Source organism: Flavobacterium silvaticum (genome assembly GCF_012911565.1).
Taxonomy (GTDB): domain Bacteria; phylum Bacteroidota; class Bacteroidia; order Flavobacteriales; family Flavobacteriaceae; genus Flavobacterium; species Flavobacterium silvaticum.
Window position 1 is genome coordinate 22,764 of sequence record NZ_JAAMPU010000093.1, and the last position, 25,134, is coordinate 47,897.

Here is a 25,134-nt window from a genome sequence, read left to right on the forward strand (position 1 = left end):
GCAAATGGAATTGACATGAAAAAGATAGGTGTAATCATAGCATTGCTTTGTTGCTTCGGCATTCAGGCCCAGGTGCAGTTCGAGGCCAAAGTGAGCCGACAGACGCTTGGCCAGAACGAGACGCTGCGCATCGACTTTGAGATGAATGCAGACGGGGACAACTTTACGCCTCCGAATTTTGAAGGTTTCCGTGTAGTTGGCGGACCGAGCCAGCGTGTGAGCCAATCCTGGATCAACGGCAGAAGTTCGTTCGTCAAGAGTTATTCGTATTTTCTCGAGCCGAAACAACGAGGATCACTTGTCATAAAGCAAGCCGTTATCGAGATCAACGGACAAGTCTATAAAACGAATCCGGTGCGTATCAATGTGACGAACCCAATAGACCGTCCGCGCCAGCCCGGAGAACCGGAACCTGTGAATACGGATGATGCTATCAAGCTGGTCGCCGAGGTTTCCAAAACCAATCCGTACATCAACGAACCCATCACGGTTGTTTATAAACTCTATCTGAGCTACAACATTGGTGTTACGAACTGGCGCGAACTCGAAAAGCCGAAATACAACGACTTCTGGAGCCAGAATATCGATATCAAACAACTCGTTGCCGAACAAGGTACGTTCAACGGCCAGCCCATGCGTTTTGTGGTACTTCGGAAAACCGTGCTGTATCCGCAGAAATCCGGAAAGCTTACCATTGAGCCGCTTGCACTCGATCTTGACATACAGGTTCCGACCGGAAGACGAAATTTCTTCGGGCAGCAACAGGTTGTAAACGACAGCAAAAAAGTATCGGCAGGAGCAAAGACCATTAGTGTGCGTGCGCTGCCGGAAGCTGGAAAGCCTGATGATTTTACCGGCGCCGTAGGAAGTTTCGACTTTAAGGTCAAGCCGTCCAAAACGACATTGCAAAACGGGGAAAGCCTTGATCTTTCGGTCAGCGTGACCGGAAACGGAAACCTGAAACTGTTCGATTTGCCAAAACCTGTCGTTCCGGCATCTCTTGAAATGTACGATCCGGTTCACAAAGAAAACGTAACGACGCCTCTATCGGGAATGTCCGGAAAGATTTCAGACACCTATACCATCGTTCCGTCGTATAAAGGAAATTATCCTATCCAACCCATGTCGTTCTCGTATTTCGACTTGAAATCGGGCCGATACAAAACCATCACATCACCGGAAATCATGGTGAAAGTACTTGATGGTCCAGGAAATCCGACGCAGCCTTCGGTCGCACAGAATACACCCGGAAAACAGGAAGTGCTTAAATCGGATCAATTCGGTTTTATCAAATTAAAGACAAAACTGGAACCGGTCAACCAGCCGTCGTTTTTTGGATCCGGAATGTTCTATACCTTGCTGATAGCGCCTTTCCTGGCTATCCCGCTTTTGGTAGTGGTTCGTCGTCGCAAGGAAGAAAGAGACAGCGATGTGGTCGGGAACAGAAAACGCCAGTCGAATCGCCTGGCCAAAAAATACCTGTCCGAAGCCAAAAAGGCGATCCACGACAAAGAGCGTTTCTACATTGCGCTTGAACGTGCGTTACATAACTTTTTGAAGGCTAAATTACAGATTGAAACTTCGGAGATGAGCAAAGATAAAATCCGTGAATTGTTGCTGGCCAAACGCGCCAATCCGGAAACGGTCGACCAATATATACGTCTGACCGAAAATTGTGAATTCGCCCGATATGCGCCTGCATCAGATGCATCGATACAATCAGATTACGATAAGGCTGCCGGATTATTGTCGGAACTTGAAAAACAACTGGCGTCATGAGAAGCATCGTAAAAAACCTGACTCTTAGCCTGATGTTGCTTGCTTCGATTTTTAGCCGAACGCAAAACGGATTCGAACTCGGTAACGCCGAATACCGCAAAGGCAATTTTGACGCGGCCGCAAAGGCGTATGAAAGTGTGTTGGCATCCAAAAAGGAATCGGTCGAGCTGTATTACAATCTTGGTAACAGCTATTATAAGATGAATAAAGTGGCACCTGCGATCTTCAATTATGAAAAAGCACTGTTGCTTGATCCGGAAAACCACGACGTGAAAACCAATCTCAAATTCGCCCAGAAATTACAGATCGACGATGTCAAGGAAATCCCTAAAGTTGGTTTCCGTAAGATGATGGAAGATTACACCTCGTCTATGACCGTCAATGGCTGGGCGTGGCTCAGCGTGGTTTCGGCCTTTATGATCCTGGCACTTTTTGCCGGATATTACTTTAGCTGGTCGACACTTTTGAAACGGATTTTGTTTATTGGAATGGGCGTTTTTCTTTTGGTATTGATTGTCAGTCTTTTTGCCGCTTATTTTGAAAAGGTACGTATCTCAAGCAATCGGCCGGCTATTGTCTTTGCATCGATTTCGGGTGTGAAAAGCGAGCCCCAAAATGCTGCGCAGGATGCTTTTGTGTTACACGAAGGAACCAAAGTACAGGTTCTTGAACAATTGGATGACTGGAAAAAAGTGGAACTTCAGGACGGCAACCAAGGCTGGATCAGGCAGGCCGATATCCGCGAATTGAAATAATCACATTTCCAGATACCATTGTTCCAACATAGGGTAAATGGTAGTTCCGAATTGACGTATCGGGTTAAAAAAATACGACTGGTCCAATTCTTCTTTTGTCGCAAAGAAACCGCCTGAGTTGAGGTTAAAGAATAAATTCAGGAAGATGCTTATGATAAGCAAGGTTTTGAAAAACCCTATGAATCCTCCGGCAACTTTATTGAACGGACTCAATCCACCAAGCGAAACAACCTTGTTCAGCCATCTGGCCAACAAGCTTATCCCAATGATGGTAAATAAAAACGGAATGCCAAAAGCGATCATGCGTATTGAAATGGGTTGCCATTTTGTATGGGCTTCAAGGAATTCTTTTAAAGACCCCGAAATGGCAAGTGCCACATAAATACCAAGGAAAAAGGAAATCAAAGCAGCCAGTTCGGCAAAAAATCCGTTCCACAATCCTTTGACTGTTCCGTAAAGTAGTGCGCCGGCAAGCAAGAGGTCCAGGATTAACATGGCATAAGCTCAGGGTTAATGTGTACTTTTACCAAAAATAATCAAAAAGGCCCATGTCCCGCGATATAGTATTGAAAGAGCGATGGGAAAAGCTCGTCCAATTGTTGTCCGACCGTTTTTCCCAAGGTGAAGACCTAGATTTGGATTCCATCATTTACCTGATCGGCGTTCAGGAATTAGGACAATTGCACAGAACCTACAAAAAAGACGAGAAGATCAATTTGATGCACGTTGCCATTTGCCGTCTGCTCGAACCTTATGGATTCTATGAATTCGATTATGTCGACCGCGAAGGCTGGCCACATTATAAGGTCAAGGAACAATTGCCAGCTTTGAAAGCCGGGGAACAATCTGTTTTAATGAAAGAAGCTATCGTCAATTATTTCATTGAAAAGGAGTTCATTGATTAATTAATAATGAACGATTAACAAGTAAGAATTTACTCCGGACAATGATTGCCAATCCTTCTGGTTACAAGCATAATTGTTACTTATTCCTTGTTAATTGTTCATTCTAAATTGTAAATTTGCACCTTTCAAGACAAGACCTGAACGATGACCGATAAGATCAAAGAATACATTCTCGAAGCCCAGAATTTCCACACCGACTCAAAGGAACAACTCGAAACGTTCCGAATTAAATTCCTCGGGAGCAAAGGACTTTTAAAGGATTTCTTCGCAGAATTCAAGAATGTGCCGAACGACCAGAAAAAGGAATTCGGCCAGGTCATAAATCAGCTCAAGAATACAGCCGAGGAGAAAGTCAAATCCATACAGGAAGCACTCGAAGCCAAAGACGAAAAAGTTGGTATTTACGGCGATTTGACACGTCCGGCCGAACCGATGCCGATTGGTTCACGCCACCCGATCTCCATCGTCAAAAACCAGATCATCGATATTTTTTCAAGTGTCGGGTTCAACGTGAGTGAAGGGCCGGAAATTGAAGACGACTGGCATAATTTCACCGCGCTCAATCTTCCGGAATACCATCCGGCCCGGGACATGCAGGATACGTTTTTTATCCAGACTAACCCTGATGTTTTGTTGCGGACGCATACCTCGTCGGTTCAGGTTCGCTACATGGAAAACAACAAACCGCCAATCCGGACTATTTCTCCGGGTCGTGTTTTCCGGAACGAAGCTGTTTCCAGCCGTTCACATTGTATTTTCCACCAGGTCGAAGGCTTGTATATCGACAAAGATGTTTCGTTTGCCGATTTGAAGCAGACGCTGTTATATTTCACCAAGGAAATGTTCGGAAAGTCAAAAATCCGTTTGCGTCCTTCGTATTTCCCGTTCACCGAACCAAGCGCCGAAGTCGATATCTATTGGGGTTTAAAGACCGAAACAGATTACCGCATCACCAAAGGAACGGGCTGGCTTGAAATCATGGGCTGCGGAATGGTCGATCCTAACGTACTTAAAAATTGCGGAATCAACCCGGACGAATACAACGGATTCGCCTTTGGTATGGGAATCGAACGTATCGCGATGTTATTGTATCAGATTGGCGACATCCGTATGTTTTATGAAAATGACGTGCGGTTTTTGGAGCAATTCAAGGCGAGTATATAGACAAATGGCCAAAGACGAAAGACAAAGCATATGAATTCGGTTTGACCCCGATTTTAAGCTGTAGCAATTCCTCCATCATTCAGACTTTCGTCTATGAAAAAAGACATCATAATCCCAAAAGTAGAAAACGTTTTCCTCGCCGCCGTCCAGGAATGGAATGACGATTTCATGGAAAAGGTCTGGTATGTCTATTTAGTCAATGATTCAGATTTTGACATAGATTCCGTAATGGTCGTTTCAAAAGCCTTTGGAACTATCGATGGTGAAATGAAAAAGACATCGTTGCTTCGGCATGCGTTTGTCAAAGTGCCTTCGGTTTCCGTTGTCAAAATTGAGATGGTAGAAAAAAGCGTACTCGCACTCAACAATGAATTCATGGTCACGTACTTCATAGGCAATACACTTTACGACAAAAAATTCATCTTCCGGACGAATACCATAAACGAACGCGCTACTGAAGAAGTGCCTATTCTGTTCGTCCCGGGCGTCGTCCTGCTCTGATTATCATCCTTCCTTTCGCAATTTCTCTCGGTGCATCGTCCCCCATTTGTTCAATGACTCCAATACATCGTGTAAGGTATCGCTGTAAGATGTCGGTTCATACTCCACGACAACTGGCGGACCTTCATGGACGGTACGACGTACAAATCCGTTTATTTCAAGGTCTTTGAGTTCATTGGATAACATCTTTGCCGAAATGCCGTCTATCGCGCGCTGAAGCTCGTTAAAACGTTTTGTACCAGACGATAACGTGATGATGATACGCAGTTTCCATTTTCCGCCAATGACATAAAGTGCGTCGCCCACAGCATTGAGTCTTGCGGTACATTCCTGAGGTGAAATTTTTTCGTTGAGGATTTCGGTTTCCATATCGGTAACTTAAAAGTAAGCACTTACCTTTTGTTAACTACTAACATTAGGTTAGCAAATGTAGGTAATTTTGTGATGTAAAAGTTAAACACCAAATCCTCATGAAAAATATATTGCATGTTACTTCAAGCCCACGTGGTGATGAATCCATAAGCACACAACTCGGAAGAGCAATCGTATCGGAACTGATCAGCAAAAATCCCGGAAGCGAACTGGTAGAAATTGACCTGGTCAACAATCCGTTTCCACATCTAGACGGGAAGCAGACAACCGCATTGCGTACACCAACGGATTTATTGACAGAAGAGCAAAAACAACTGTTGGAACGCAGCAATGAAGCCGTCCGGCAATTGTTTACAGCCGACCATATCATCATTAGTCTTCCGCTTCACAACTTTGGGATTGCATCCGTATTAAAAAGCTGGCTCGATAATGTGATCCGTGCCGGGCATACGTTCAGTTATAGTTCCGAAGGCCCAAAAGGATTGCTATCAGGCAAAAAAGTCCATATCGCCATAGCTACGGGTGGCATTTACTCAGATGGCCCGATGGCGGCTCTTGATTTTGCAGTTCCGTACCTCGAAAGCATCTTTAAATTTATCGGGATCACAGATTTTGAAGTCTATCGTGCCGAAGGATTGGGAATTCCGGCTCTTCAGGAAAAAGCGCTCGAAAAAGCAATTGAAAGCATAGCCGTTTAAATAAAAAGCCCGCTCTTATGAACGGGCTTTTTTATTGTCTTTGGATCAATCGAGTTTTTCGGTAAGCTTCCTGAAAACGGAACGCGCCTCCTTGCCTTCATAAAGCACATCGTTGACAGCGTTTATTATAGGTGTTTTGGCCCCGAGTTTTTCGTTGAGTTTATGCGCACTTTTGGTCGCGTAATACCCTTCGGCAACCATATTCATTTCCATCATGGCACTTTTGACCGTGTAGCCTTTACCGATCATATTCCCGAACATCCTGTTTCTGGAAAAAACAGAATATCCGGTAACGAGTAAATCACCCAGATAAGCGGAGTTGTTGATGTTGCGTTTCATCTTGTGAACTTTGCGGATGAATTTTTTCATCTCACGGATTCCGTTGCTCATCAAAACCGACTGGAAATTATCGCCATAACCCAACCCGTGTGCGATTCCGGCGGCAATAGCGTAGATATTCTTGAGCATTGCAGCATATTCGGTACCTATGATATCATCGGAAATCTTGGCTTTGATGTAATCGCTCGACAGTGATTTCGCCATGATTTTTGCTTTTTTCGGATCGCCACAGGCAATGGTTAGATAAGACAGACGTTCCAAAGCGACTTCTTCCGCGTGGCAAGGACCGGTAATGACACCGATGTTTTCAAAAGGAATCTCATAGGTTTCGTTAAAATGTTCGCCTACTATAAGACTCGTTTCAGGGACAATACCTTTGATGGCAGAAAAAATTACCTTATCGTCAAGGCTTGCTGTAAGCTTTTCCAATTCCGAACTAAGGAAGGCCGACGGAATCGCAAAGATGATATAGTCGGCAAATGCAACCGCTTCGTTTATATCGCTGGTGAGGAAAAGTTTCTTTGGATTGAATTCTACAGAACTCAGATAATTCGGGTTGTGGAAGTGCGTCCGTAAATGCTCGATGGCATCCTGGTTTCGCATATACCATGCAATTTCAGGTTCATTCACACAAAGCATTTTTGCAATCGCAGTGGCCCAACTTCCGCCGCCAATCACCGCAAACTTATGTTTTTGGCTCATTCAAATAGTAGTTTGGATTCAAAAGTAGGATAAAAAAATAAATAGCTCCAAAAGATAGAGATGAATATTCCCGTTAAAAATCCCAAAGGTTTCGGGTACTTAACTTTTTTAACTTAATATTCACATTCACAGCGCAATGCATCGGCTAACTTTGCGTTATCACAAGAGTTAATTTAGGCCTTTACAGGTCGCAAAAAGTTAGTTAAATTTTGTTTTTGGTGTTTTGAGAAAGGCGCTTTCCGGAGATTTCAGGGAAGCGCCTTTTAATTTGAGCTATTTTCTATAGAGATTGTTGTCGTCTATAAACCTCCAGACTTTTTCCGGCAGGAGCGGCCGGATGCTTTTCCCATCTTTTATTGCTTTGCGGATGAACGTCGAAGAAATTTCCATGACAGGCGCATCAATTTTATGGATGCCGGCTTTTGTTTTGAAAGTGGGCATTTCGGCTTCTGAAATCCGCGGATACACATAAATGGGATAATGTTCCAGGATCATCTCATAGTTCTTCCACTTCGCAAGCGATTTGAGGTTATCTTCTCCCATGATAAGAGAGAATTGATGACGGTCGAATTTTTCTTCCAGATGAACCAGCGTATTTACGGTGTAATTCGGCTGAGGCAGTTTGAATTCGATGTCCGAGGGCTTGAGTTTCGGATAATCTTCCGTTGCCAGATGTACCAACTCGAGGCGTTTATAATCATCGAGAAGCGTCGATTTGTCCTTCAACGGATTATGAGGCGTCACGACAAGCCACACCTGATCCAGCTCTGTAAACTCAACCATATGGTTCGCAATGGCCAGATGTCCGATGTGTATCGGGTTGAACGTGCCAAAATACAAACCGACTTTCATCAGTCTTTATTTACAAAATCGTTGACCAGGTCGTATGCTTTCTGCTTGGCGAAATCAAGATCCTGATTCTCCACGATAACATCAAAAAGCGGTGCCGTCGCCAATTCCGCCGAAGATTTTGCGATGCGCATGGCAATTTTCTCCTCGCTTTCGGTAGATCGTTCCTTGAGCCTTCGTTTGAGTTCATCCACGCTTGGCGGTTTTACGAAGATGGCAAGTGTTTCTTCCGGGAATTTACGTTTGATGCGCAATCCGCCCGAAACATCGATGTCAAAAATCACGTTCTTTCCCTGTTCGCGGATTTTTTCCACTTCAGATTTCAATGTCCCGTAGAAATTATCAGCGTATACTTCTTCCCACTCAAGGAAATCGTCGTTGCGTATGTGCTGCTTGAATTCGGACAGCGGCATGAAATGATAATCTTTTCCATGTGTTTCCTGACCTCTCGGTCCACGTGACGTAGCGGAAATCGAAAATTCAAGATGGAGTTCCGGCAAGCCCAACAAATGACGGACAATGGTGGTTTTGCCTGCGCCAGACGGAGCCGAAAAAACAATGAGTTTGCCTTTTTTCATAATACGTTTAGTACCTGTTCCTTGATTTTTTCGAGTTCGTCTTTCATCTGGACTACAATTTTCTGCATTTGTGCATGATTCGATTTTGAACCCATCGTGTTGATCTCACGTCCCATTTCCTGGGTGATGAACCCGAGTTTTCGACCATTTGCCTCTTTGCCTGCAAGCGTTTCTATGAAATAGTTGAGGTGGTTTTCGAGCCGGACTTTTTCCTCGGTGATATCGTATTTCTCCAGATAGAAAATCAGTTCCTGCTCGAAGCGGTTTTCATCCAACGTCACTTTTAATTCGTCAAGAGCTGCATTGAGACGGTTTTTCACGTTGATGATACGTTCGCCGTCAAGAGCCATCGCTTCGTTCATCATCCGCATGATGTTGCTGATGCGGAACAGGAATTCCTTTTCAAGGGAAACACCTTCACTGGTGCGGAATTGCTGGATATTGACCAAACCTTCATCAATGACTTTCTGGATTTCTTTCCACTCGTTTTCGTCGATTTCCTCACGTTCGGTTTTTAAGGCATCGGGCATACGCACAGCCATTTTTATCAGTTCGGTTTCATCTGCCTGAGCGTAAACCTCACGCAATTGTTCAACGTAGGCACGGACTATGGGAACATTGACGCGGGTTGCAGTCTGCTCTGTAGTATTCTCAATGTAAATGGAGAAATCGATTTTGCCGCGTTCGAGCGCGCCGGCTATCTGATTCCGTACCCCAAGTTCCATCTCGCGGTACGCCGATGGCATTCTTACGTTAAGGTCAAGGCCTTTACTGTTGAGGGATTTTACTTCTACGGTAATTTTTTTGGCAGGCAATTGTACGAATGCCTTTCCAAAGCCCGTCATTGATTGTATCATGCTGAAAATTTGAAAGCCCAAAGATACGCAAATTTGCGAGTGGCTTTGAGTGCACTTTCATGACAGGGCTTCGATGACTTTAGCGACGTTTTCCGGTCTGTTCCCGATAAAGATTATACCACCGATCACAAAAACCGGCCGGCTCAAAAAAGTGTAATGTTCGAGAAGGTATTTGCGGTAATCAGGCTCTGTAAGTTTTTTGTCTTTGAGGCCGAGGCTTTTGTACAGTTGGGCCTTTCTGCTAAAAAGCGCCTCATAGCTTCCGGCCAGGTTTTTCAAGGCATCTACTTCTGATCCCGTCAGCGGTTGTTGCTTAATGTCACGTAGCTGTAAATTATTCTTTGGCAATGAAGCCAGTATTTTGCGGCATGTATCGCACGATGCCATATAATAAACGATAGTATCCATCAGGGTGAAATTATTCAATTGCCAGAAAAGGTTTTGCTTCGGCCATCGGAATCAATATTTGTTGTGGGCCATCTGCATACGAGGCAATTTCATACGGGTTATAATAAAGCAGTATTCCGCTTTTTGTAAAGAAAATAGTTTCCGGAAGCGTAAACGATTGGGTTTCGAACATGAAGCCGTCCGAGTTTATAGGTGCTTTTTGGTCAATGCCGTACTGCTTCCGGAATTTGCTTTCGGCTAATTTGGTAAATCCTTTCACATCTGAGAACAGCTTTTCATTCGGAACTGATTTTCCAGTTTGGGCATCAAACAACAAAGATCTTTTTCCGGCATAACCATGTGCGCCACCGGTAAATGTATAATGCTGGATTTCAATATCGATAAGATTTTCAGACGTGTAGATGACTTTTCCCGTGACTTCGCCTTCCCATCCAAAAAGATCATCGGGATTATCGCGCTGTGTTTTTTCATAGGAAGCCATGAAGTCGGTAACCAAACCTTTATAATCTTTGGCATCATACGGTTTTTCACCAAAGTAAATAATCTGTTTGAGTACGGAAAAAACCTTGTTATTGATACTGTCTGCCTGAGGCTGCTGGTTTTTCGCAATCGGGATTTTAAGCACAACGTGCGGACATACGCCTTTGCACGGAAGCGATGTTTTTTTTTCAAACGTCTGGGTTTCGAATTCCAGTTCCTTTTGGCAGGATTGGAAAAACAAGGCGATCAGTATCAGAACTGAAAGAAAGACAAATCCTGTAGGACGTTTAGTATCAGATTTGGGTAAAGGCATTTTTCGTGATTTGGATGAAAGAACCGTTGAAATCTTTTCTCGCGAAGCAAAATTTGAAACCGGATCAATGGTAAATTTGCAAATTATCGACAACTATAAAAAACCTTTTATGAAGTTTAACACAAAGGCAATCCACGGGAACCAACACCATGAAGAAGTGACCGGAGCCGTGATGCCACCTGTTTTCCTGACCTCTACGTATGCCCAGAAAAGCCCCGGCGTTCCGGTAGGCGAATATGAATACAGCCGTGCCGCGAACCCAACACGCACCGCTTTGGAAAATGCGTTGGCCAGCATTGAAAACGGAAGCCGCGGATTGGCGTTTTCATCTGGTTTGGCAGCGACAGATTGCCTGCTTCGCGGATTGAAAGCCGGTGACGAAGTGATTGCGATGGACGATTTGTACGGAGGAACGTATAGGATGTTCACGCGTATCTACAAAGAATCCGGGATTGTTTTCCATTTTGTGGATTTTAATGATACCGATGCATTTTCGAAATTACTTTCAGATAAAACCAAACTCATCTGGGCTGAAACGCCTACAAATCCGCTCATGAAATTGTGCGATATCAAAGTAATTGCCGAATTGGTCAAAGGTCGCGGGATCATCTTCGCCGTCGATAATACATTCGCGACGCCATATCTACAACGTCCGTTGGATTTAGGTGCCGATGTCGTGATGCACTCGGCGACAAAATACCTTAGTGGGCATTCCGATGTTATCGCCGGCGCTTTGGTCATAAAAGATGCTGCGTTGGGCGAGCAATTACATTTCCAGCAATTCGCGACAGGTGCTACGCTCGGGCCTCACGATTCGTATTTGGTGTTGCGTGGTATCAAGACGCTTCATCTGCGAATGCAAAGACATGGTGAAAATGGAGAGAAAGTCGCCGAATTCCTCGAGAACCATCCGAAAGTAAAACAGGTTTTTTATCCCGGCTTGAAGTCGCACCCATTCCATGGATTGGCAAAAACACAAATGGAAGGTTTTGGGGGAATGGTTTCATTCACGTTCAAATCCGGCGACAAAGCAGAAGCCGTAAAGTTCCTCGAAAATCTCAAGGTATTTACTCTTGCAGAATCTCTTGGCGGAGTGGAATCTCTTGCGAATCATCCGGCTACGATGACACATGCATCTATTCCAGAAGATAAACGCAAAGCAGGCGGAATTTCAGATGATCTGGTTCGACTGAGCGTTGGGGTCGAAGATATCGAAGACTTGCTTGCCGACATCGAACAGGCACTAAAATAAAAAAGGCCCGAAATCACTTTCGGGCCTTTTTATATATCGTTTTGTCTTAATCCAAATAGTAAATGTATCCCACGTTAAGCCAAACCAGCCAGTCGTTGGCTTTGTTTTCTTTGTAAACGTCCGGATTCGGGTTTAGGCCGTCAACCCAGTTTGAGAAATAATACTGCCAGCGCAGGTCAATCATCAAATCTGAAAGGACTGTAAGTTTGTAACGCGTTCCAATACTTCCTACCACAGACCACGTGGTTCCGCCTTCCTGATCGAAAGCATCGAAATACTTCACCGGTGTAATTGTCGGGTCGTCACCTAATTTTCCAGGGCCTAAAGTAGAGTAGGCTTTAGGATTGTAAAATGAAAACTGTCCGCCAAGGCTTATAAAAGGAGCCAATTTTCCGGGAGATGCCGAAAATTCACGGATACTTAACGGGAAAAATTCAAGTTGTACACCAATATTGGTAACTGAAGTCTCACCTTGCATGGCTTTTAACTGACGCCCAAAGGTATTGTTCTTATCTGCCCATTCCCCTTCGTGGTTCAGCTTGGTTTTGTTGAAAGAAAGCTCGCTGCGGAGTTTGAAATGGTCGTTGAAGAAAGTCTCGGGAGCATAACAGTTACACTCGGCACGATAGGCAAAGTTGAGGTAATGGATAAGACCGACTCCGATTCCGGTATTCCCGGCATTGGTCTTAAAGTCATGGCGTTCCCCATAATCAGACTGGAATGCAACAGGACCCACGATGGCTCCTATTTCATGCGAGAATCCTAATTGAGCAGTAGCCTGGCCTGAAAAGCCCAATACCATTAATAAGCTCGCGATAAAATACTTGGGCATTGTATCTGGGGATTGATTTAACTTATTTCAGTCGGCATATGCCTCGTGTGGTGGCAAATATATAAAAATCGCTTTCAGTTTCTAAAATAAAATAAAAAATACTTGGAACTCACTGAAATTGACAGCATCAGCAATCTAGCCTTGTGTTTGTTGCTGAATTTCGCAATAAAGGTTATGCAAATAATAATTTTTTTGCGAAATTCAAAAAATTTGATTCAGCTGATTTGGAAAAATGTACCTTTGCCCCGTTTAACGAAATCGTTTTCTTACTCATATTATAAATTTTACAGATAACTTATGTCACAGTCCATTGCTGCGTTTGTAGATTCGGTTGCCAATCGTAACCCAAACGAACCAGAATTCATCCAGGCCGTACACGAGGTTGCCGAAACCGTATTGCCTTTCATCGAAAAAAACAAAAAATATCAGGGCAAAATGTTGCTCGAACGCATGGTCGAAGCCGAGCGTATCATCACGTTCCGCGTTTGCTGGATCGATGATGCCGGAAACACCCAGGTCAACCGCGGTTACCGTATCCAGATGAACTCTGCGATAGGCCCTTACAAAGGAGGTTTGCGTTTCCACCCGTCGGTAAACCTTTCCATCCTTAAATTCCTCGCTTTCGAGCAGACATTCAAAAACAGCCTTACTACTTTGCCAATGGGTGGAGGTAAAGGTGGTTCCGATTTTGACCCGAAAGGAAAATCAGACAATGAAGTCATGCGTTTCTGCCAGGCTTTCATGACCGAACTTTCAAAACATATAGGTGCTGATACCGACGTTCCTGCAGGAGATATTGGAGTCGGCGGACGCGAAGTAGGCTACATGTTCGGTCAATATAAAAGATTGCGCAATGAATTTACGGGCGTTTTGACAGGAAAAGGGATTCCGTTCGGAGGTTCTTTGATCCGTCCGGAAGCTACGGGTTACGGATGTGTTTATTTTGCCGAGAGCATGCTCAAAACAAAAGGGCAACATTTCAGAAGCAAGCATGTAGCGATTTCCGGTTCAGGAAACGTAGCACAATACGCAGCAGAAAAAGTCACTGAACTTGGCGGTGTAGTAGTTACGCTTTCCGATTCGTCGGGATATATTTATGATGCGGACGGAATCAACGGCGAAAAACTCGCTTACGTCATGGAAATCAAAAACGAGTTGCGCGGACGCATCAGTGAATATGTCACCAAATATCCGTCTGCAATATTCGTCGAAGGTAAACGTCCGTGGGAAGTGAAATGTGATGTGGCTTTGCCGTGTGCGACCCAAAACGAACTGAACGGAGACGAGGCTAAAATGCTTATCGCCAACGGATGCATCTGCGTGGCAGAAGGAGCAAACATGCCTTCGACACCAGAAGCCGTGATTGAATTCCAGAAAGCCAGAATCCTTTTTGCTCCCGGAAAAGCGTCGAATGCCGGAGGAGTTGCCACTTCGGGTCTTGAAATGTCACAGAACTCGCTTCGCCTGAGCTGGACAAGGGAAGAAGTAGACCAACGTCTGCAAGGAATCATGCTCAACATCCATGCGGCTTGTATGGAATACGGGCGTGAATCTGCCGATTATATCGATTATGTAAAAGGAGCGAATATCGCCGGTTTCGTAAAAGTAGCCGATGCGATGCTTGCGCAGGGTGTCGTATAATTCACATCTCTATAAAACAAAATGCCTTCTGTAACCGGGAGGCATTTTTTATTACCCTCATATGAAAATGTGCCGATTGGCGTTTTACGTATATTTGCGAACTATCTCAGCCAGATGAAGCCATACCTTTACCTTCTTGTTTTCTTTTGCGGATTGCCGATGCTTTTCGGCCAGAGCCAGAATCCCTGGAAAGGTTATTTTTCGTTTACGGCCATAAAAGACATCAGCCAGGGAAACCAGAAATTTGTCGCGGCTGCCGAAAATGCGTTGTTCAGTCAACAACTCAATACCAATGTTTCTAAGACCGTTACAACGGTTGACGGACTTGCAGGCCAGAATATATCATCGGTTTATTACAGCCAGCAGTTCAACAAAACCCTCATTGGTTACGAGAACGGATTGATGACGGTTATCAATGAAGCCGATGGAACCATATTGAAAGTCGTCGACATCATCAACAAACAATTGCCGCCCAACATCAAAAAGGTCAACCATTTCTCTGAATATGACGGAATGGTCTACGTGTCCTGCGATTTTGGAATCTGCCAATACAATCTGGCTACGTTACAATTCGGAGATACGTATTTCATAGGACCATCGACTCCTGAGATAGTCGTGAACCAAACCACTGTTTTTGACGGATATATTTATGCCGCCACGGCCAATAATGGTGTCAGGCGGGCTTTAGTGACGAATCCGAACCTGATCGATGCTACCCAATGGACAGAATTCGCATCCGGAAGCTGGGTAGGAGTAGCCAATTTCGGGACTCAACTTGTTGCAGCCGAATCATCAGGAACTTTGTACAGAAGTTCAGGCGGGCCATTCCAATTCTTTTCCCAGGTCAACACACCTTTGGATTTTCGGGCTGTCGGTGATTATGTAATCGTAACTTCGGCAGACAAGGTAAGTGTGTTCAATACTTCTCTCGGCATCGTCTCTCAGGTAAACGCGACTTCGATTCCAGATTTGACCGGAACATTGAGCTGTGCTACCGTTGCCGGTTCGACCCTTTTCATCGGAACTACGGCCAACGGCGTTTTTGAAACTACAATTTCCAATCCGGGCCAATTCACAGATATCACTCCTGCAGGCCCAATCCGGAATTATATTTTCTCGCTCAATACACAATCTCCGGATTTATGGATGACTTATGGCGGCTATTCGTATGAGAATTTCATCAATCCGTATCCGCTGGATTCGTTCGGTATCAGTAAATTCAGCTCAACCGATGGCTGGAAGCACATTCCCTATGAAGAAATGCATGAGCCTGGAAAAAATGCCCATGATTTGGTCCGTATGACTTTTAATCCGGCCAACCTGAATCAATTTTATGTAAGCAGTTATTTTTCAGGGTTGCTCAAGTTTGAGAATGAGACATTGGTAACCCAATATGACAATACAAATTCTCAGGACAAATTGCGAACGCTTAATCCCAGCATCATTGATGTACGTGTGGAACAGAGCGTGTTTGACAGAAATGGAACCTTATGGATGAGCGCTACCTTTTTCAGCAGCGGAATCAAGTCTTTGAGCACCAATGGCACATGGGAGGCCTATGACATGACCTCTGTCATGGATAATCCGGCTGCGGACCGATACAACCGGATGGTCATCGATAGCAACGGTGTAAAATGGGTTGCCACCGAAGCCAATGGTGTTGTAGGGTTTTATGAAAACGGCCCGACGTTTCAAAGGATTACCGTGGGGGACGAAGCCGGAAATCTGCCTGTATCCAATACCAGGGCACTCGCCATAGATAAAAGGGGGGCGCTTTGGATTGGCACTATCCTGGGGCTTCGGGTTGTTAATAATGTAGGTGCTTTTTCCGGGGGCGAACAAATAGAATCCCAATCCATCATCATTCTTGACGATGACGGTGTTGCCCAGGAACTATTTTACCGTGAGCCGATTACAGACATCGCAGTGGATGGTGCCAATAATAAATGGGTTTCAACTGCAGATGCAGGAGTATTCCTTCTTTCGCCAAACGGACAGGAAACCATATATCATTTTACCATAGATAATTCTCCGCTTCCAAGTAATGAAATCCTTGACATAGAGATCAACGGATCAACGGGAGAAGTTTTTATTGCCACGACTAAAGGTTTGGTTTCATTCGGAGGGATTTCGACCGATTCAAGCGATAATCTCGATAACGTAAAAGTCTATCCGAATCCTGTGCGTCCTGAATATACAGGAACCGTCAAGATCACAAACCTGATCGATAACGCTAACGTCAAAATCGCCGACATTGCCGGAAACCTTGTTTTTGAAACTATTGCAGAAGGCGGAACCATAGAATGGGATACGACAGCCTTTGGCAAATACCGCGTGGCATCGGGAGTTTACATGATTTTTATTTCTACCGATGACGGTTTGAAGACGAGGGTTAAAAAAGTGATGATTGTCCGCTGATGAGAAGCAAGAAGCAAGAGGCGGAAATCAAAAAGATAGAGGTAAAAATCATGTTGAATCATGGTGTGCAAGTCATTCGACATTCGACATTCGACATTCGACTCTCATGCTGATCAAGACAAAAGCTATCGTCTTGTCTGCGTTAAAATATCAGGAAAAAAGCCTGATCGTAAAATGTTTTACGGAATCGGACGGACTCAAATCTTACTTTGTCCACAACGCCTTTTCATCGTCCAAAACAGCTTCTCGCAAAATCGCCTATTTCCAGCCGCTGACGATTCTCGAAATAGAAGCCAGCCACAAAAACAAAGGCACGCTTGAAACCTTCAAGGAAATCCGGCTTTCTTCGCCTTTTGCAACTGTGGCGGCCGATATTTCCAAGAGCACGATTGCGCTTTTTTTATCGGAACTGCTGCATCATAGCATTCGCGAAGAAGAAAAGAACCCGGATCTTTTTGCCTTTCTCGAAACAGCTTTACTTTGGCTCGACCATCATGACGAGGTGGCGAATTTCCATTTGGTTACGTTGTTGCAGATGACAAAATTCCTCGGCTTTTATCCGGCGAACCGCCAGGATGGGGAAAATTATTTTGATATGGTCGAAGGATTTTTCACCGAATTGCCCGGAATGAACGCCCTCGATGCATCAGAAACCGAATTGGTGTCAAGGCTGCTTCCGCTGCGGTTTGAAAATGGGCAAGGGATTTTTTCGGCATCGGAAAGGCGAAGATTGCTTAAAATCCTCATCGATTATTACGCGTTGCATCTCGAAGGTTTCCGCCGGCCGAAATCTTTGGAAGTCTTGCAGCAGATTTTTGTCTGATATTCAATGCACATCTATTCCGTCGAAATATATTTCGGTAATCACAGTGTCCTCGAATTTGCTTCCGGGATAGACCTCGAGAATCTCAAATTTTATCGTCCACCACGGCTTGTTTTTTAAGATGTCCCAGTTTTGCCTGTCGGAATAACCCAACGGCCCGATTTTGAAATGCTGTTCGTTGCGACTGTCCGACAGATTCAAAACGGCAAACACGTTATCATCGACATACATTTTCAGTTTTTTGACACGTGAGTTTTCTTTCCAGAGCTTCGCAGATTTCACATAGCCGTTTACCACGATTATTTCTGTGATCCTTGGGTTTTCGGGCGGAAAATGATACACGACAAATTCCCCGATTCCATAACCTTTTACACCTTCAATCCAGGCCGACTTGTAATCGAGATCATGGATGTTCTTAGGCGAATAATCTATTTTGGCCGACTTTAGATAGGATGATGCCGAAATCGTGTCTTCTCCCGCGCCGCAATACCAACTGCATCCGGGACCTAATACGTCCCAATAACTTTCCATTTCGAAATCGCATTTTTCTGCTAACTTTTTTTGCTCTTTGGACAGTTTGGAACGTTCGAGTTGCGCCACGTTCGAGTTATAGAAATCATCGCATTGCTTTTTTAGTTCGATGAATTCAGCTTCTTCCTTTTCACTTTTGTCGATGAGTGCGCCCAATTCCGGATACAATTGCGTAACCGATTGGCCAAAACCGGCCAGGCTGATAAGTAAGAATAAGATACGGATTGCCATAACCAGCTATTATTTGCTTTTTTTCGCTTGCGGATTGTAAGCCAAAGCCATATTGATCCAATTGTCCAACTGTTTTTTAGACTTGAAGCCATCTTCATGAATATAAAGGAAATTCTTCATTTTGTCACTCATGGGCTGGCAATCCGGATTTTCGATTTCTCTTTCGTAATCGGCATCTGAAATTCTTACCAAAAGTGTTTCTCCATCTGGTTTCGTGCGTGTGCAGACACACATTTTCTCATCGACCATAAAGCAAATGCCGCCGAACATTTTCTTTTGGGTAAAATCAATGTTATGTTCGAGTAACGCTTGCTGGAGCCGAAGTGCCGTTTGTTCGCTGTATGCCATATTTTCCAGATTGGTGAAACTGCCTAAAACGTTTGAATTTACTGGGTTGAGGCCAAAACTATCAGGTGTTCAACACTTAACATCAATTTATATAAAAAATTCGTTACATTCGCCGATTGATTTTAGAAAACCACTCAATGAATACTGGCTTTAAGGAATACAAAGGGCTCGATTTGCCAAAGGTAGCAGACGATGTCCTCGAATTCTGGAAAAACGAAAATATCTTCGAAAAAAGTGTCTCGACCCGCGAAGGCAAAACCCCTTATGTTTTCTTTGAAGGGCCGCCGTCTGCAAACGGGCTTCCGGGCATTCACCACGTTATGGCACGCGCCATCAAGGATATTTTCTGCCGATACAAAACCCAGAAAGGCTTTCAGGTAAAAAGAAAAGCCGGTTGGGATACGCATGGATTGCCGGTTGAATTGGGAACTGAGAAAGAACTCGGCATCACCAAAGAAGACATCGGCAAGAAAATCACCATCGCCGAATACAACGAAGCCTGCAAACGCACCGTCATGCGCTACACCGATGTGTGGAACGACCTGACGGAGAAAATGGGCTATTGGGTGGATATGGAAAATCCGTATGTGACCTACGAGCCGAAATACATGGAAACGGTCTGGTGGCTGTTGAAGCAGATCTACGACAAAGGACTTCTTTATAAAGGATATACGATCCAACCGTATTCGCCAAAAGCGGGAACAGGACTTTCTTCACACGAAGTCAATCAGCCTGGAGCTTATCGCGATGTGACCGATACGACGATTGTCGCACAATTCAAAACCATTGCAGATTCACTTCCTGACTTTTTACAAGGTTTCGGAGAAGTTCATTTTATGGCCTGGACTACGACACCTTGGACGTTGCCTTCGAATACGGCTTTGACTGTCGGACCGAAGATCGATTACGTTTTAGTCAAGACATTCAATCAATATACGTTTGAGCCAATTAATGTCGTATTGGCGAAGAACTTAATCGGGAAACAATTCGGCAAGAATTATTTCGAAGCGAAAGAAGCTTCTGATTTTGACAATTTCAAGTCGGGCGATAAAAATATCCCGTATCAAATACTGACGGAATTCAAAGGAGCAGCTGCCGTCGGAATTAAATACGAGCAATTGTTGCCGTTCGTCCTTCCATACCAGAATCCGGAAAATGCATTTCGCGTCATTTCCGGAGATTTCGTAACTACAGAAGACGGAACCGGAATCGTGCACACCGCGCCAACATTCGGTGCAGACGATGCCAAGGTTGCCAAGGAAGCTTCGCCTGAAGTGCCGCCGATGCTGGTGCTCGATGAATACGGAAATCCCGTTCCGCTTGTCGATTTACAGGGAAAATTCACGTCGCATCTTGAAAGCCTGGACAATCCGAACGGAAACGCACTGAAACTTGCCGGGAAATATGTCAAGAACGAATATTACGATGCCGGAACCGCGCCGGAACGTTCGTCCGATGTCGAGATTTCGATCTTCCTCAAAGAAAACAACAAAGCGTTCAAAGTAGAAAAATACGTCCACAGTTATCCGCATAGCTGGAGAACGGACGAGCCGCTTTTGTATTATCCGCTTGATTCCTGGTTCATCAAAATGACCGAGGTCAAAGAGCGCATGTTCGATTTGAACGAAACCATCAACTGGAAGCCCAAAGCCACTGGCGAAGGCCGATTCGGGAACTGGCTCAAGAATGCGAATGACTGGAATTTGTCTCGTTCACGCTATTGGGGCATTCCGTTGCCGATTTGGAGAACCGAAGATAAATCGGAAGAAATACTCATAGGTTCGGTTGAAGAATTATACAGCGAAATAGAGAAATCTGTCGCTGCCGGACATCAATCGGAAAATCCGTTCAAAGGTTTCGTGGCAGGCGATATGTCTGAAGAAAATTACAAGCTCGTCGATCTTCATAAAAATATCGTCGATGCGATTACGTTGGTTTCTGCTTCAGGCAAGCCGATGAAACGCGAAAGTGATTTGATCGATGTTTGGTTCGATTCGGGTGCCATGCCTTATGCACAATGGCATTATCCGTTCGAGAACAAGGAAAAAATCGATGGCAAAACAGATTTTCCAGCCGATTTCATTGCCGAAGGTGTCGACCAGACGCGCGGTTGGTTCTATACCTTGCACGCCATCGGGACTTTGGTTTTTGATTCGATTGCTTATAAAAATGTCGTTTCCAACGGATTGGTCCTCGATAAGAACGGACAGAAAATGTCCAAACGCCTCGGGAATGCCGTAGATCCGTTCACCACATTGGCCGAATATGGAGCCGACGCCACACGCTGGTATATGATTTCGAACGCGAATCCATGGGACAACCTCAAATTCGACATCGAAGGAGTGGCAGAAGTGAGACGCAAGTTCTTCGGGACACTCTATAATACGTACAGTTTCTTTGCGTTATACGCCAACATTGATGGATTTACCTATTCTGAAGAAGAAATACCGATGAACCAGAGGCCGGAAATCGATCAGTGGATCATATCGGAACTCAACACCTTAATAAAAGATGTGGATGTTTTCTACGCTGATTACGAACCGACGCGTGCCGCACGGGCCATTTCAGATTTCGTCCAGGAAAACCTGAGTAACTGGTATGTGCGTTTGTGCCGTCGTCGTTTCTGGAAAGGCGAGTATGCCCAGGATAAAATAGCCGCTTACCAAACCTTGTATCAATGTCTGGATACGGTTGCCAAACTGATCGCCCCGATTGCTCCGTTCTTTGCAGATCAGCTATATAAAGACCTGAATGCCGCGACTTTGAAGGAAAGTTTCGAGAGTGTACACCTGGCTGATTTTCCGGTTGCTGTCGAAAACTTTGTTGATAAAACCCTTGAGAGCAAAATGGCTAAGGCACAGACCATTTCTTCGTTGGTTTTATCCTTGCGCAAGAAGGAGATGATCAAGGTTCGTCAACCGTTGCAAAAGATAATGATTCCGGTACTTGACGCGAATCAGAAGGCTGAAATCGAGGCGGTTTCGGACCTTGTAAAAGCCGAGGTAAACGTCAAGGAAATCGAATTATTGGACGATGCATCGGGTGTTTTGGTCAAGCAGATCAAACCGAATTTCAAAGCCCTGGGGCCGCGTTTTGGAAAAGATATGGGCTTGATTGCCAACGAAATAAAAGAATTTTCACAAGATCAGATAGCCGAATTGGAACGCAATGGTGAATTGAAGCTTGCCGTTTCAGGAAAAACGATAACTTTAACCGCGTCAGATGTGGAAATCGCATCACAGGATATTGAAGGCTGGCTCGTTGCCAATTCAAACGGGCTGACCGTAGCGTTGGATATCACGATCACCGATGCGTTGAGGAATGAAGGCATCGCGCGTGAATTAGTCAACCGCATCCAGAACCTGCGCAAGGATTCCGGATTCGAAGTGACAGACAAAATACGCGTCACTATCCAAAGCCAACAAACAATCAATGCGGCCATCGAAAATTTTGGCCATTATATCAAAGAAGAAACATTAACCGAAGTCCTCAGCATCGACCCTGAGGTCATTGGAACTGAAGTCGAATTCGACGACATCAAAACATCAATATTAATCTCAAAATGACTAAACAATGGTAGATGAAAAGATTAGATATTCCGACGCCGACCTCGCGGAATTCAAAGAGATCATCCTAAAAAAAATCGAAAAGGCAAAAGCAGACCTTGACCTGATAAAAAGTGCCTATATGAATGATTTGAACAATGGTACCGACGATACGTCACCCACGTTCAAAGCGTTTGAGGAAGGTAGTGAAACCATGAGCAAGGAAGCGAATTCCCAACTGGCTATCCGTCAGGAGAAATTCATCCGCGATTTGAAGAACGCACTTTTCAGGGTCGAAAACAAGACATACGGAATCTGCAAAGTGACCGGAAAACTCATCGGTAAGGAACGCCTTAAAATTGTTCCTCACGCCACCATGAGCATCGAGGCGAAGAACCTGCAGCGATAATAGATTTCAAAAAGAATAGAAACCCTGGTAGTAACCGGGGTTTTTGTTTTCCGGAAAATCGATTATTCAATAATGACTAACGAATTTGTGTCCAAAGCCGACGAATATACATTGGGAATTTACGCCTGTATACAACATTGTATTTTAGGCCTTTAAATTACGGCCTGACTGAAAACTAACAATAATTTAAAGTCTGAAAATGCTTACAATAAGCTATTTTTGCACAACCAAAACAAACGCAGTTTCTCAATGAAAAGAATTTTACCTCTTTTATTACTTATCGGATGGGCAGCCACAGCCCAAAACGTTATTCCCGGGCGACTCGATTCGACCTTCCTGATCGGAACCGGTTTTGAAGACAATATGGACGCTTTGGCCATCCAGCCAGACGGCAAGATCTTGGTGGCCGGACAGGGAGACGATTACCAGGGCGTTCCCATCAAAAGGATCATCAGGCTTAATGAAGATGGAACTCCGGATCCTACTTTCAGTGGCCCGAATCTGCTCATATATGAGAATTACAACAAAATTGCGCTCCAGCCCGATGGAAAAATCCTGGCCTTGAGTCATTATACGGTCAATGTAAATTCCACTGACATTTACAATCATTTCAAAAGAATGAATTCCGACGGATCGATCGATGCGACGTTCAATGCCGGAGGAACCGGAGTGGTGGAAACCATTTATTCCAGAATTGAAAATATGGTCGTCCAGCCAGATGGAAAAATCATCATCGGAGGCCAGTTTACCCAGTACAATGGTGTGGCGCGAAAAAACATCGCGAGGCTTAACGCAGACGGAACGCTTGATACCACATTTGTCGTAGGAACCGGATTGAATAGTTCCGTTGATGCGCTTTGCCTGCAACCAGATGGTAAATTGATCGTGTCGGGAGATTTCAGTTCGTACAACGGATCTTTTGCACCAGATTTGATTCGCTTAAATACAGATGGGTCACTCGATACCACTTTTACACCGAGCCTCGCAGAAGGTGTCGGAACTGTCGGAATCCAATCGAATGGAAATATCGTCATTACCGGAGGATTCAGTACCATTTCCGGTGTGACCCGAAACCGTATTGCCATCCTGAACCCGAACGGTGTCCTTATCAATGATGGAAATGTACCGCCTGGGCCAACAAGTGCGTCAAACGACGCCATTCTCGATTTTGTGATCCAACCTGATGATAAGATTCTCATTGGGGGATATTTCACGCAATGGGGTGGTGTAACGAAGCGCTGTATCGTCAGGCTCAATGCCAATGGCTTTCCCGATAGTACCTTCAATCCAATAAGCGGGGCCAACTGGATGGTTTGGGAAATCAAAGCTTATCCGGGTGACCGATATGTGATTGCCGGTGGATTTTCTACCTATGACGGCGTATCCCAGAAGTATATAGCCCGTATCAACGGACTGGCGAGTATCGAAACACCTACAGGATCGTCGGCGCAAACTGTCTGCGGAACCGGAACGTTGGCTTCACTTTCTGTTACAGGAACCAGCATCAAGTGGTATGATGCGCCAACCGATGGCAACCTGCTTCCATCGACCACACCATTGGTAAACGGAACAACCTACTACGCTTCGCAAACTGTTTCCGGAAACGAAAGCACCACGCGGCTAACAGTTACGGTAACGCTTACATCATCGATAACTCCTGAGTTTACACAAGTCGGGCCCATTTGTTCCGGAGCTTCAGGTTACAGTCTGCCGACAACTTCAACCAACGGAATTACCGGAACATGGTCACCGGCTTTGAATAATACCGCGACTACGACTTATACGTTCACCCCGACTGCAGGTCAGTGTGCGACTACGGCTATGATGTCCATCACGGTCAACTCGAACACGGCACCTACATTTACCCAGGTAGCTGCGATCTGTTCCGGGGCGACTCTATCGGCTTTGCCTACGACTTCCAATAACGGCATCACGGGAAGCTGGTCACCGGCGCTCAATAACACCGCGACTACGACTTATACGTTCACCCCGACAGCTGGTCAGTGTGCGACTACGGCTACGATGTCCATCACGGTCAACTCGAACACGGCACCTACGTTCACCCAAGTGGCTGAGATCTGTTCGGGAGCGACTTTATCGGCTTTGCCTACGACTTCCAATAACGGTATCACGGGAAGCTGGTCACCGGCGCTCAATAACACCGCGACTACGACTTATACGTTCACCCCGACTGCAGGTCAGTGTGCGACTACGGCTACGATGTCCATCACGGTCAACTCGAATACGGCACCGACTTTCACCCAGGTGGCTGCAATCTGTTCAGGGGCGACTCTATCGGCTTTGCCTACGACTTCCAATAACGGCATCACGGGAAGCTGGTCACCGGCGCTCAATAACACCGCTACTATGACGTACACGTTCACGCCATCGGCAGGTCAGTGTG

Annotated in this window: 24 protein-coding genes; 13 read left to right on the plus strand and 11 right to left on the minus strand. The window is 45.0% G+C overall.

The window, feature by feature from the left end:
* Nucleotides 1–15 precede the first annotated feature (15 nt).
* Complete coding sequence (locus tag G6047_RS01085) at nucleotides 16–1,779, plus strand: BatD family protein (RefSeq protein ID WP_169525575.1); 1,764 nt, start codon at nucleotides 16–18, stop codon at nucleotides 1,777–1,779.
* A complete protein-coding gene (locus G6047_RS01090) occupies nucleotides 1,776–2,534 on the plus strand; it encodes a tetratricopeptide repeat protein (RefSeq protein ID WP_169525577.1) in 759 nt (252 codons plus the stop codon). Before G6047_RS01085 ends, G6047_RS01090 begins: the two co-directional genes overlap by 4 nt.
* Here G6047_RS01090 and G6047_RS01095 read toward each other — a convergent pair whose 3' ends face one another.
* The gene (locus G6047_RS01095; RefSeq protein WP_169525579.1) at nucleotides 2,535–3,029 is read right to left on the minus strand and encodes a CvpA family protein; all 495 of its coding nucleotides are present in this window, start codon (nucleotides 3,027–3,029) and stop codon (nucleotides 2,535–2,537) included.
* A 53-nt stretch (nucleotides 3,030–3,082) separates the two neighbouring features.
* On the opposite strand from G6047_RS01095, the gene G6047_RS01100 reads away from it, so the two are divergent.
* The 3 genes from G6047_RS01100 (at nucleotide 3,083) to G6047_RS01110 (ending at nucleotide 5,104) form a co-directional block, all read left to right on the plus strand.
* Entirely contained in the window at nucleotides 3,083–3,439 is a 357-nt protein-coding gene (locus tag G6047_RS01100; RefSeq protein WP_169525581.1) for a hypothetical protein, read from the plus strand.
* Nucleotides 3,440–3,583: 144 nt separating this feature from the next.
* The gene (pheS, locus tag G6047_RS01105; RefSeq protein WP_169525583.1) at nucleotides 3,584–4,603 is read left to right on the plus strand and encodes a phenylalanine--tRNA ligase subunit alpha; all 1,020 of its coding nucleotides are present in this window, start codon (nucleotides 3,584–3,586) and stop codon (nucleotides 4,601–4,603) included.
* 93 nt (nucleotides 4,604–4,696) lie between these two features.
* Nucleotides 4,697–5,104, plus strand: a complete 408-nt coding sequence (locus G6047_RS01110; protein WP_169525585.1) for a hypothetical protein — start codon at nucleotides 4,697–4,699, stop codon at nucleotides 5,102–5,104.
* 3 nt (nucleotides 5,105–5,107) lie between these two features.
* Here the strand turns inward: G6047_RS01110 and G6047_RS01115 are convergent, their stop codons facing one another.
* Nucleotides 5,108–5,473 carry a winged helix-turn-helix transcriptional regulator gene (locus tag G6047_RS01115; RefSeq protein ID WP_169525586.1) on the minus strand — a complete coding sequence of 122 codons (366 nt, stop codon included), beginning with the start codon at nucleotides 5,471–5,473 and terminating at the stop codon, nucleotides 5,108–5,110.
* Between the two features lie 101 nt (nucleotides 5,474–5,574).
* On the opposite strand from G6047_RS01115, the gene G6047_RS01120 reads away from it, so the two are divergent.
* A complete protein-coding gene (locus tag G6047_RS01120) occupies nucleotides 5,575–6,174 on the plus strand; it encodes an FMN-dependent NADH-azoreductase (RefSeq protein WP_169525588.1) in 600 nt (199 codons plus the stop codon).
* A 45-nt stretch (nucleotides 6,175–6,219) separates the two neighbouring features.
* On the opposite strand, the gene G6047_RS01125 is transcribed toward G6047_RS01120, so the two are convergent.
* The 6 genes from G6047_RS01125 to G6047_RS01150 all read right to left on the minus strand — a co-directional run bounded on the left by G6047_RS01125 (nucleotide 6,220) and on the right by G6047_RS01150 (nucleotide 10,700).
* Nucleotides 6,220–7,215 (minus strand): NAD(P)H-dependent glycerol-3-phosphate dehydrogenase, encoded by a 996-nt coding sequence (locus G6047_RS01125; protein WP_169525590.1) that lies wholly within the window; start codon nucleotides 7,213–7,215, stop codon nucleotides 6,220–6,222.
* A gap of 273 nt (nucleotides 7,216–7,488) precedes the next feature.
* The gene (gene nadD / locus G6047_RS01130; protein ID WP_169525592.1) at nucleotides 7,489–8,067 is read right to left on the minus strand and encodes a nicotinate (nicotinamide) nucleotide adenylyltransferase; all 579 of its coding nucleotides are present in this window, start codon (nucleotides 8,065–8,067) and stop codon (nucleotides 7,489–7,491) included.
* Nucleotides 8,067–8,642 (minus strand): guanylate kinase, encoded by a 576-nt coding sequence (gene gmk, locus G6047_RS01135; RefSeq protein WP_169525594.1) that lies wholly within the window; start codon nucleotides 8,640–8,642, stop codon nucleotides 8,067–8,069. Before gmk ends, nadD begins: the two co-directional genes overlap by 1 nt.
* On the minus strand, nucleotides 8,639–9,499 hold the full coding sequence (locus G6047_RS01140) for a YicC/YloC family endoribonuclease (protein ID WP_169525596.1): 861 nt from the start codon (nucleotides 9,497–9,499) through the stop codon (nucleotides 8,639–8,641). Before G6047_RS01140 ends, gmk begins: the two co-directional genes overlap by 4 nt.
* Nucleotides 9,500–9,556: 57 nt before the next feature.
* Nucleotides 9,557–9,907, minus strand: a complete 351-nt coding sequence (locus G6047_RS01145) for an arsenate reductase family protein (protein WP_169525598.1) — start codon at nucleotides 9,905–9,907, stop codon at nucleotides 9,557–9,559.
* Between the two features lie 10 nt (nucleotides 9,908–9,917).
* Entirely contained in the window at nucleotides 9,918–10,700 is a 783-nt protein-coding gene (locus tag G6047_RS01150; protein ID WP_169525600.1) for a DUF3298 and DUF4163 domain-containing protein, read from the minus strand.
* Nucleotides 10,701–10,809: 109 nt separating this feature from the next.
* Between G6047_RS01150 and G6047_RS01155 the strand changes: the two genes are divergently transcribed.
* Nucleotides 10,810–11,952 (plus strand): cystathionine gamma-synthase, encoded by a 1,143-nt coding sequence (locus tag G6047_RS01155; protein ID WP_169525602.1) that lies wholly within the window; start codon nucleotides 10,810–10,812, stop codon nucleotides 11,950–11,952.
* Between the two features lie 46 nt (nucleotides 11,953–11,998).
* Here the strand turns inward: G6047_RS01155 and G6047_RS01160 are convergent, their stop codons facing one another.
* Nucleotides 11,999–12,784, minus strand: a complete 786-nt coding sequence (locus tag G6047_RS01160) for a THC0290_0291 family protein (RefSeq protein WP_169525604.1) — start codon at nucleotides 12,782–12,784, stop codon at nucleotides 11,999–12,001.
* Nucleotides 12,785–13,081: 297 nt separating this feature from the next.
* Here G6047_RS01160 and gdhA point away from each other — a divergent pair, with 297 nt between their 5' ends.
* From gdhA to recO, 3 genes are all read left to right on the plus strand, one after another.
* Complete coding sequence (gene gdhA, locus G6047_RS01165) at nucleotides 13,082–14,425, plus strand: NADP-specific glutamate dehydrogenase (RefSeq protein WP_169525606.1); 1,344 nt, start codon at nucleotides 13,082–13,084, stop codon at nucleotides 14,423–14,425.
* A gap of 114 nt (nucleotides 14,426–14,539) precedes the next feature.
* Nucleotides 14,540–16,843: a type IX secretion system anionic LPS delivery protein PorZ gene (porZ, locus tag G6047_RS01170; protein ID WP_169525608.1), complete on the plus strand. Its 2,304-nt coding sequence runs from the start codon at nucleotides 14,540–14,542 to the stop codon at nucleotides 16,841–16,843.
* A 106-nt stretch (nucleotides 16,844–16,949) separates the two neighbouring features.
* The gene (gene recO, locus G6047_RS01175) at nucleotides 16,950–17,666 is read left to right on the plus strand and encodes a DNA repair protein RecO (RefSeq protein WP_169525610.1); all 717 of its coding nucleotides are present in this window, start codon (nucleotides 16,950–16,952) and stop codon (nucleotides 17,664–17,666) included.
* A 3-nt stretch (nucleotides 17,667–17,669) separates the two neighbouring features.
* Here recO and G6047_RS01180 read toward each other — a convergent pair whose 3' ends face one another.
* Both G6047_RS01180 and G6047_RS01185 read right to left on the minus strand, forming a co-directional pair.
* Nucleotides 17,670–18,428 (minus strand): NADase-type glycan-binding domain-containing protein, encoded by a 759-nt coding sequence (locus tag G6047_RS01180; RefSeq protein ID WP_169525612.1) that lies wholly within the window; start codon nucleotides 18,426–18,428, stop codon nucleotides 17,670–17,672.
* 9 nt (nucleotides 18,429–18,437) lie between these two features.
* A complete protein-coding gene (locus G6047_RS01185) occupies nucleotides 18,438–18,776 on the minus strand; it encodes a TfoX/Sxy family protein (protein ID WP_169525613.1) in 339 nt (112 codons plus the stop codon).
* Nucleotides 18,777–18,913: 137 nt separating this feature from the next.
* Between G6047_RS01185 and ileS the strand changes: the two genes are divergently transcribed.
* From ileS to G6047_RS01200, 3 genes are all read left to right on the plus strand, one after another.
* Nucleotides 18,914–22,342 (plus strand): isoleucine--tRNA ligase, encoded by a 3,429-nt coding sequence (gene ileS / locus G6047_RS01190; RefSeq protein ID WP_169525615.1) that lies wholly within the window; start codon nucleotides 18,914–18,916, stop codon nucleotides 22,340–22,342.
* Between the two features lie 7 nt (nucleotides 22,343–22,349).
* Nucleotides 22,350–22,730: a TraR/DksA family transcriptional regulator gene (locus tag G6047_RS01195; RefSeq protein ID WP_169525616.1), complete on the plus strand. Its 381-nt coding sequence runs from the start codon at nucleotides 22,350–22,352 to the stop codon at nucleotides 22,728–22,730.
* Between the two features lie 249 nt (nucleotides 22,731–22,979).
* Nucleotides 22,980–25,134, plus strand: a 2,155-nt coding sequence (locus G6047_RS01200; protein WP_449404254.1) for an Ig-like domain-containing protein, incomplete at its 3' end; no start/stop codon positions are given.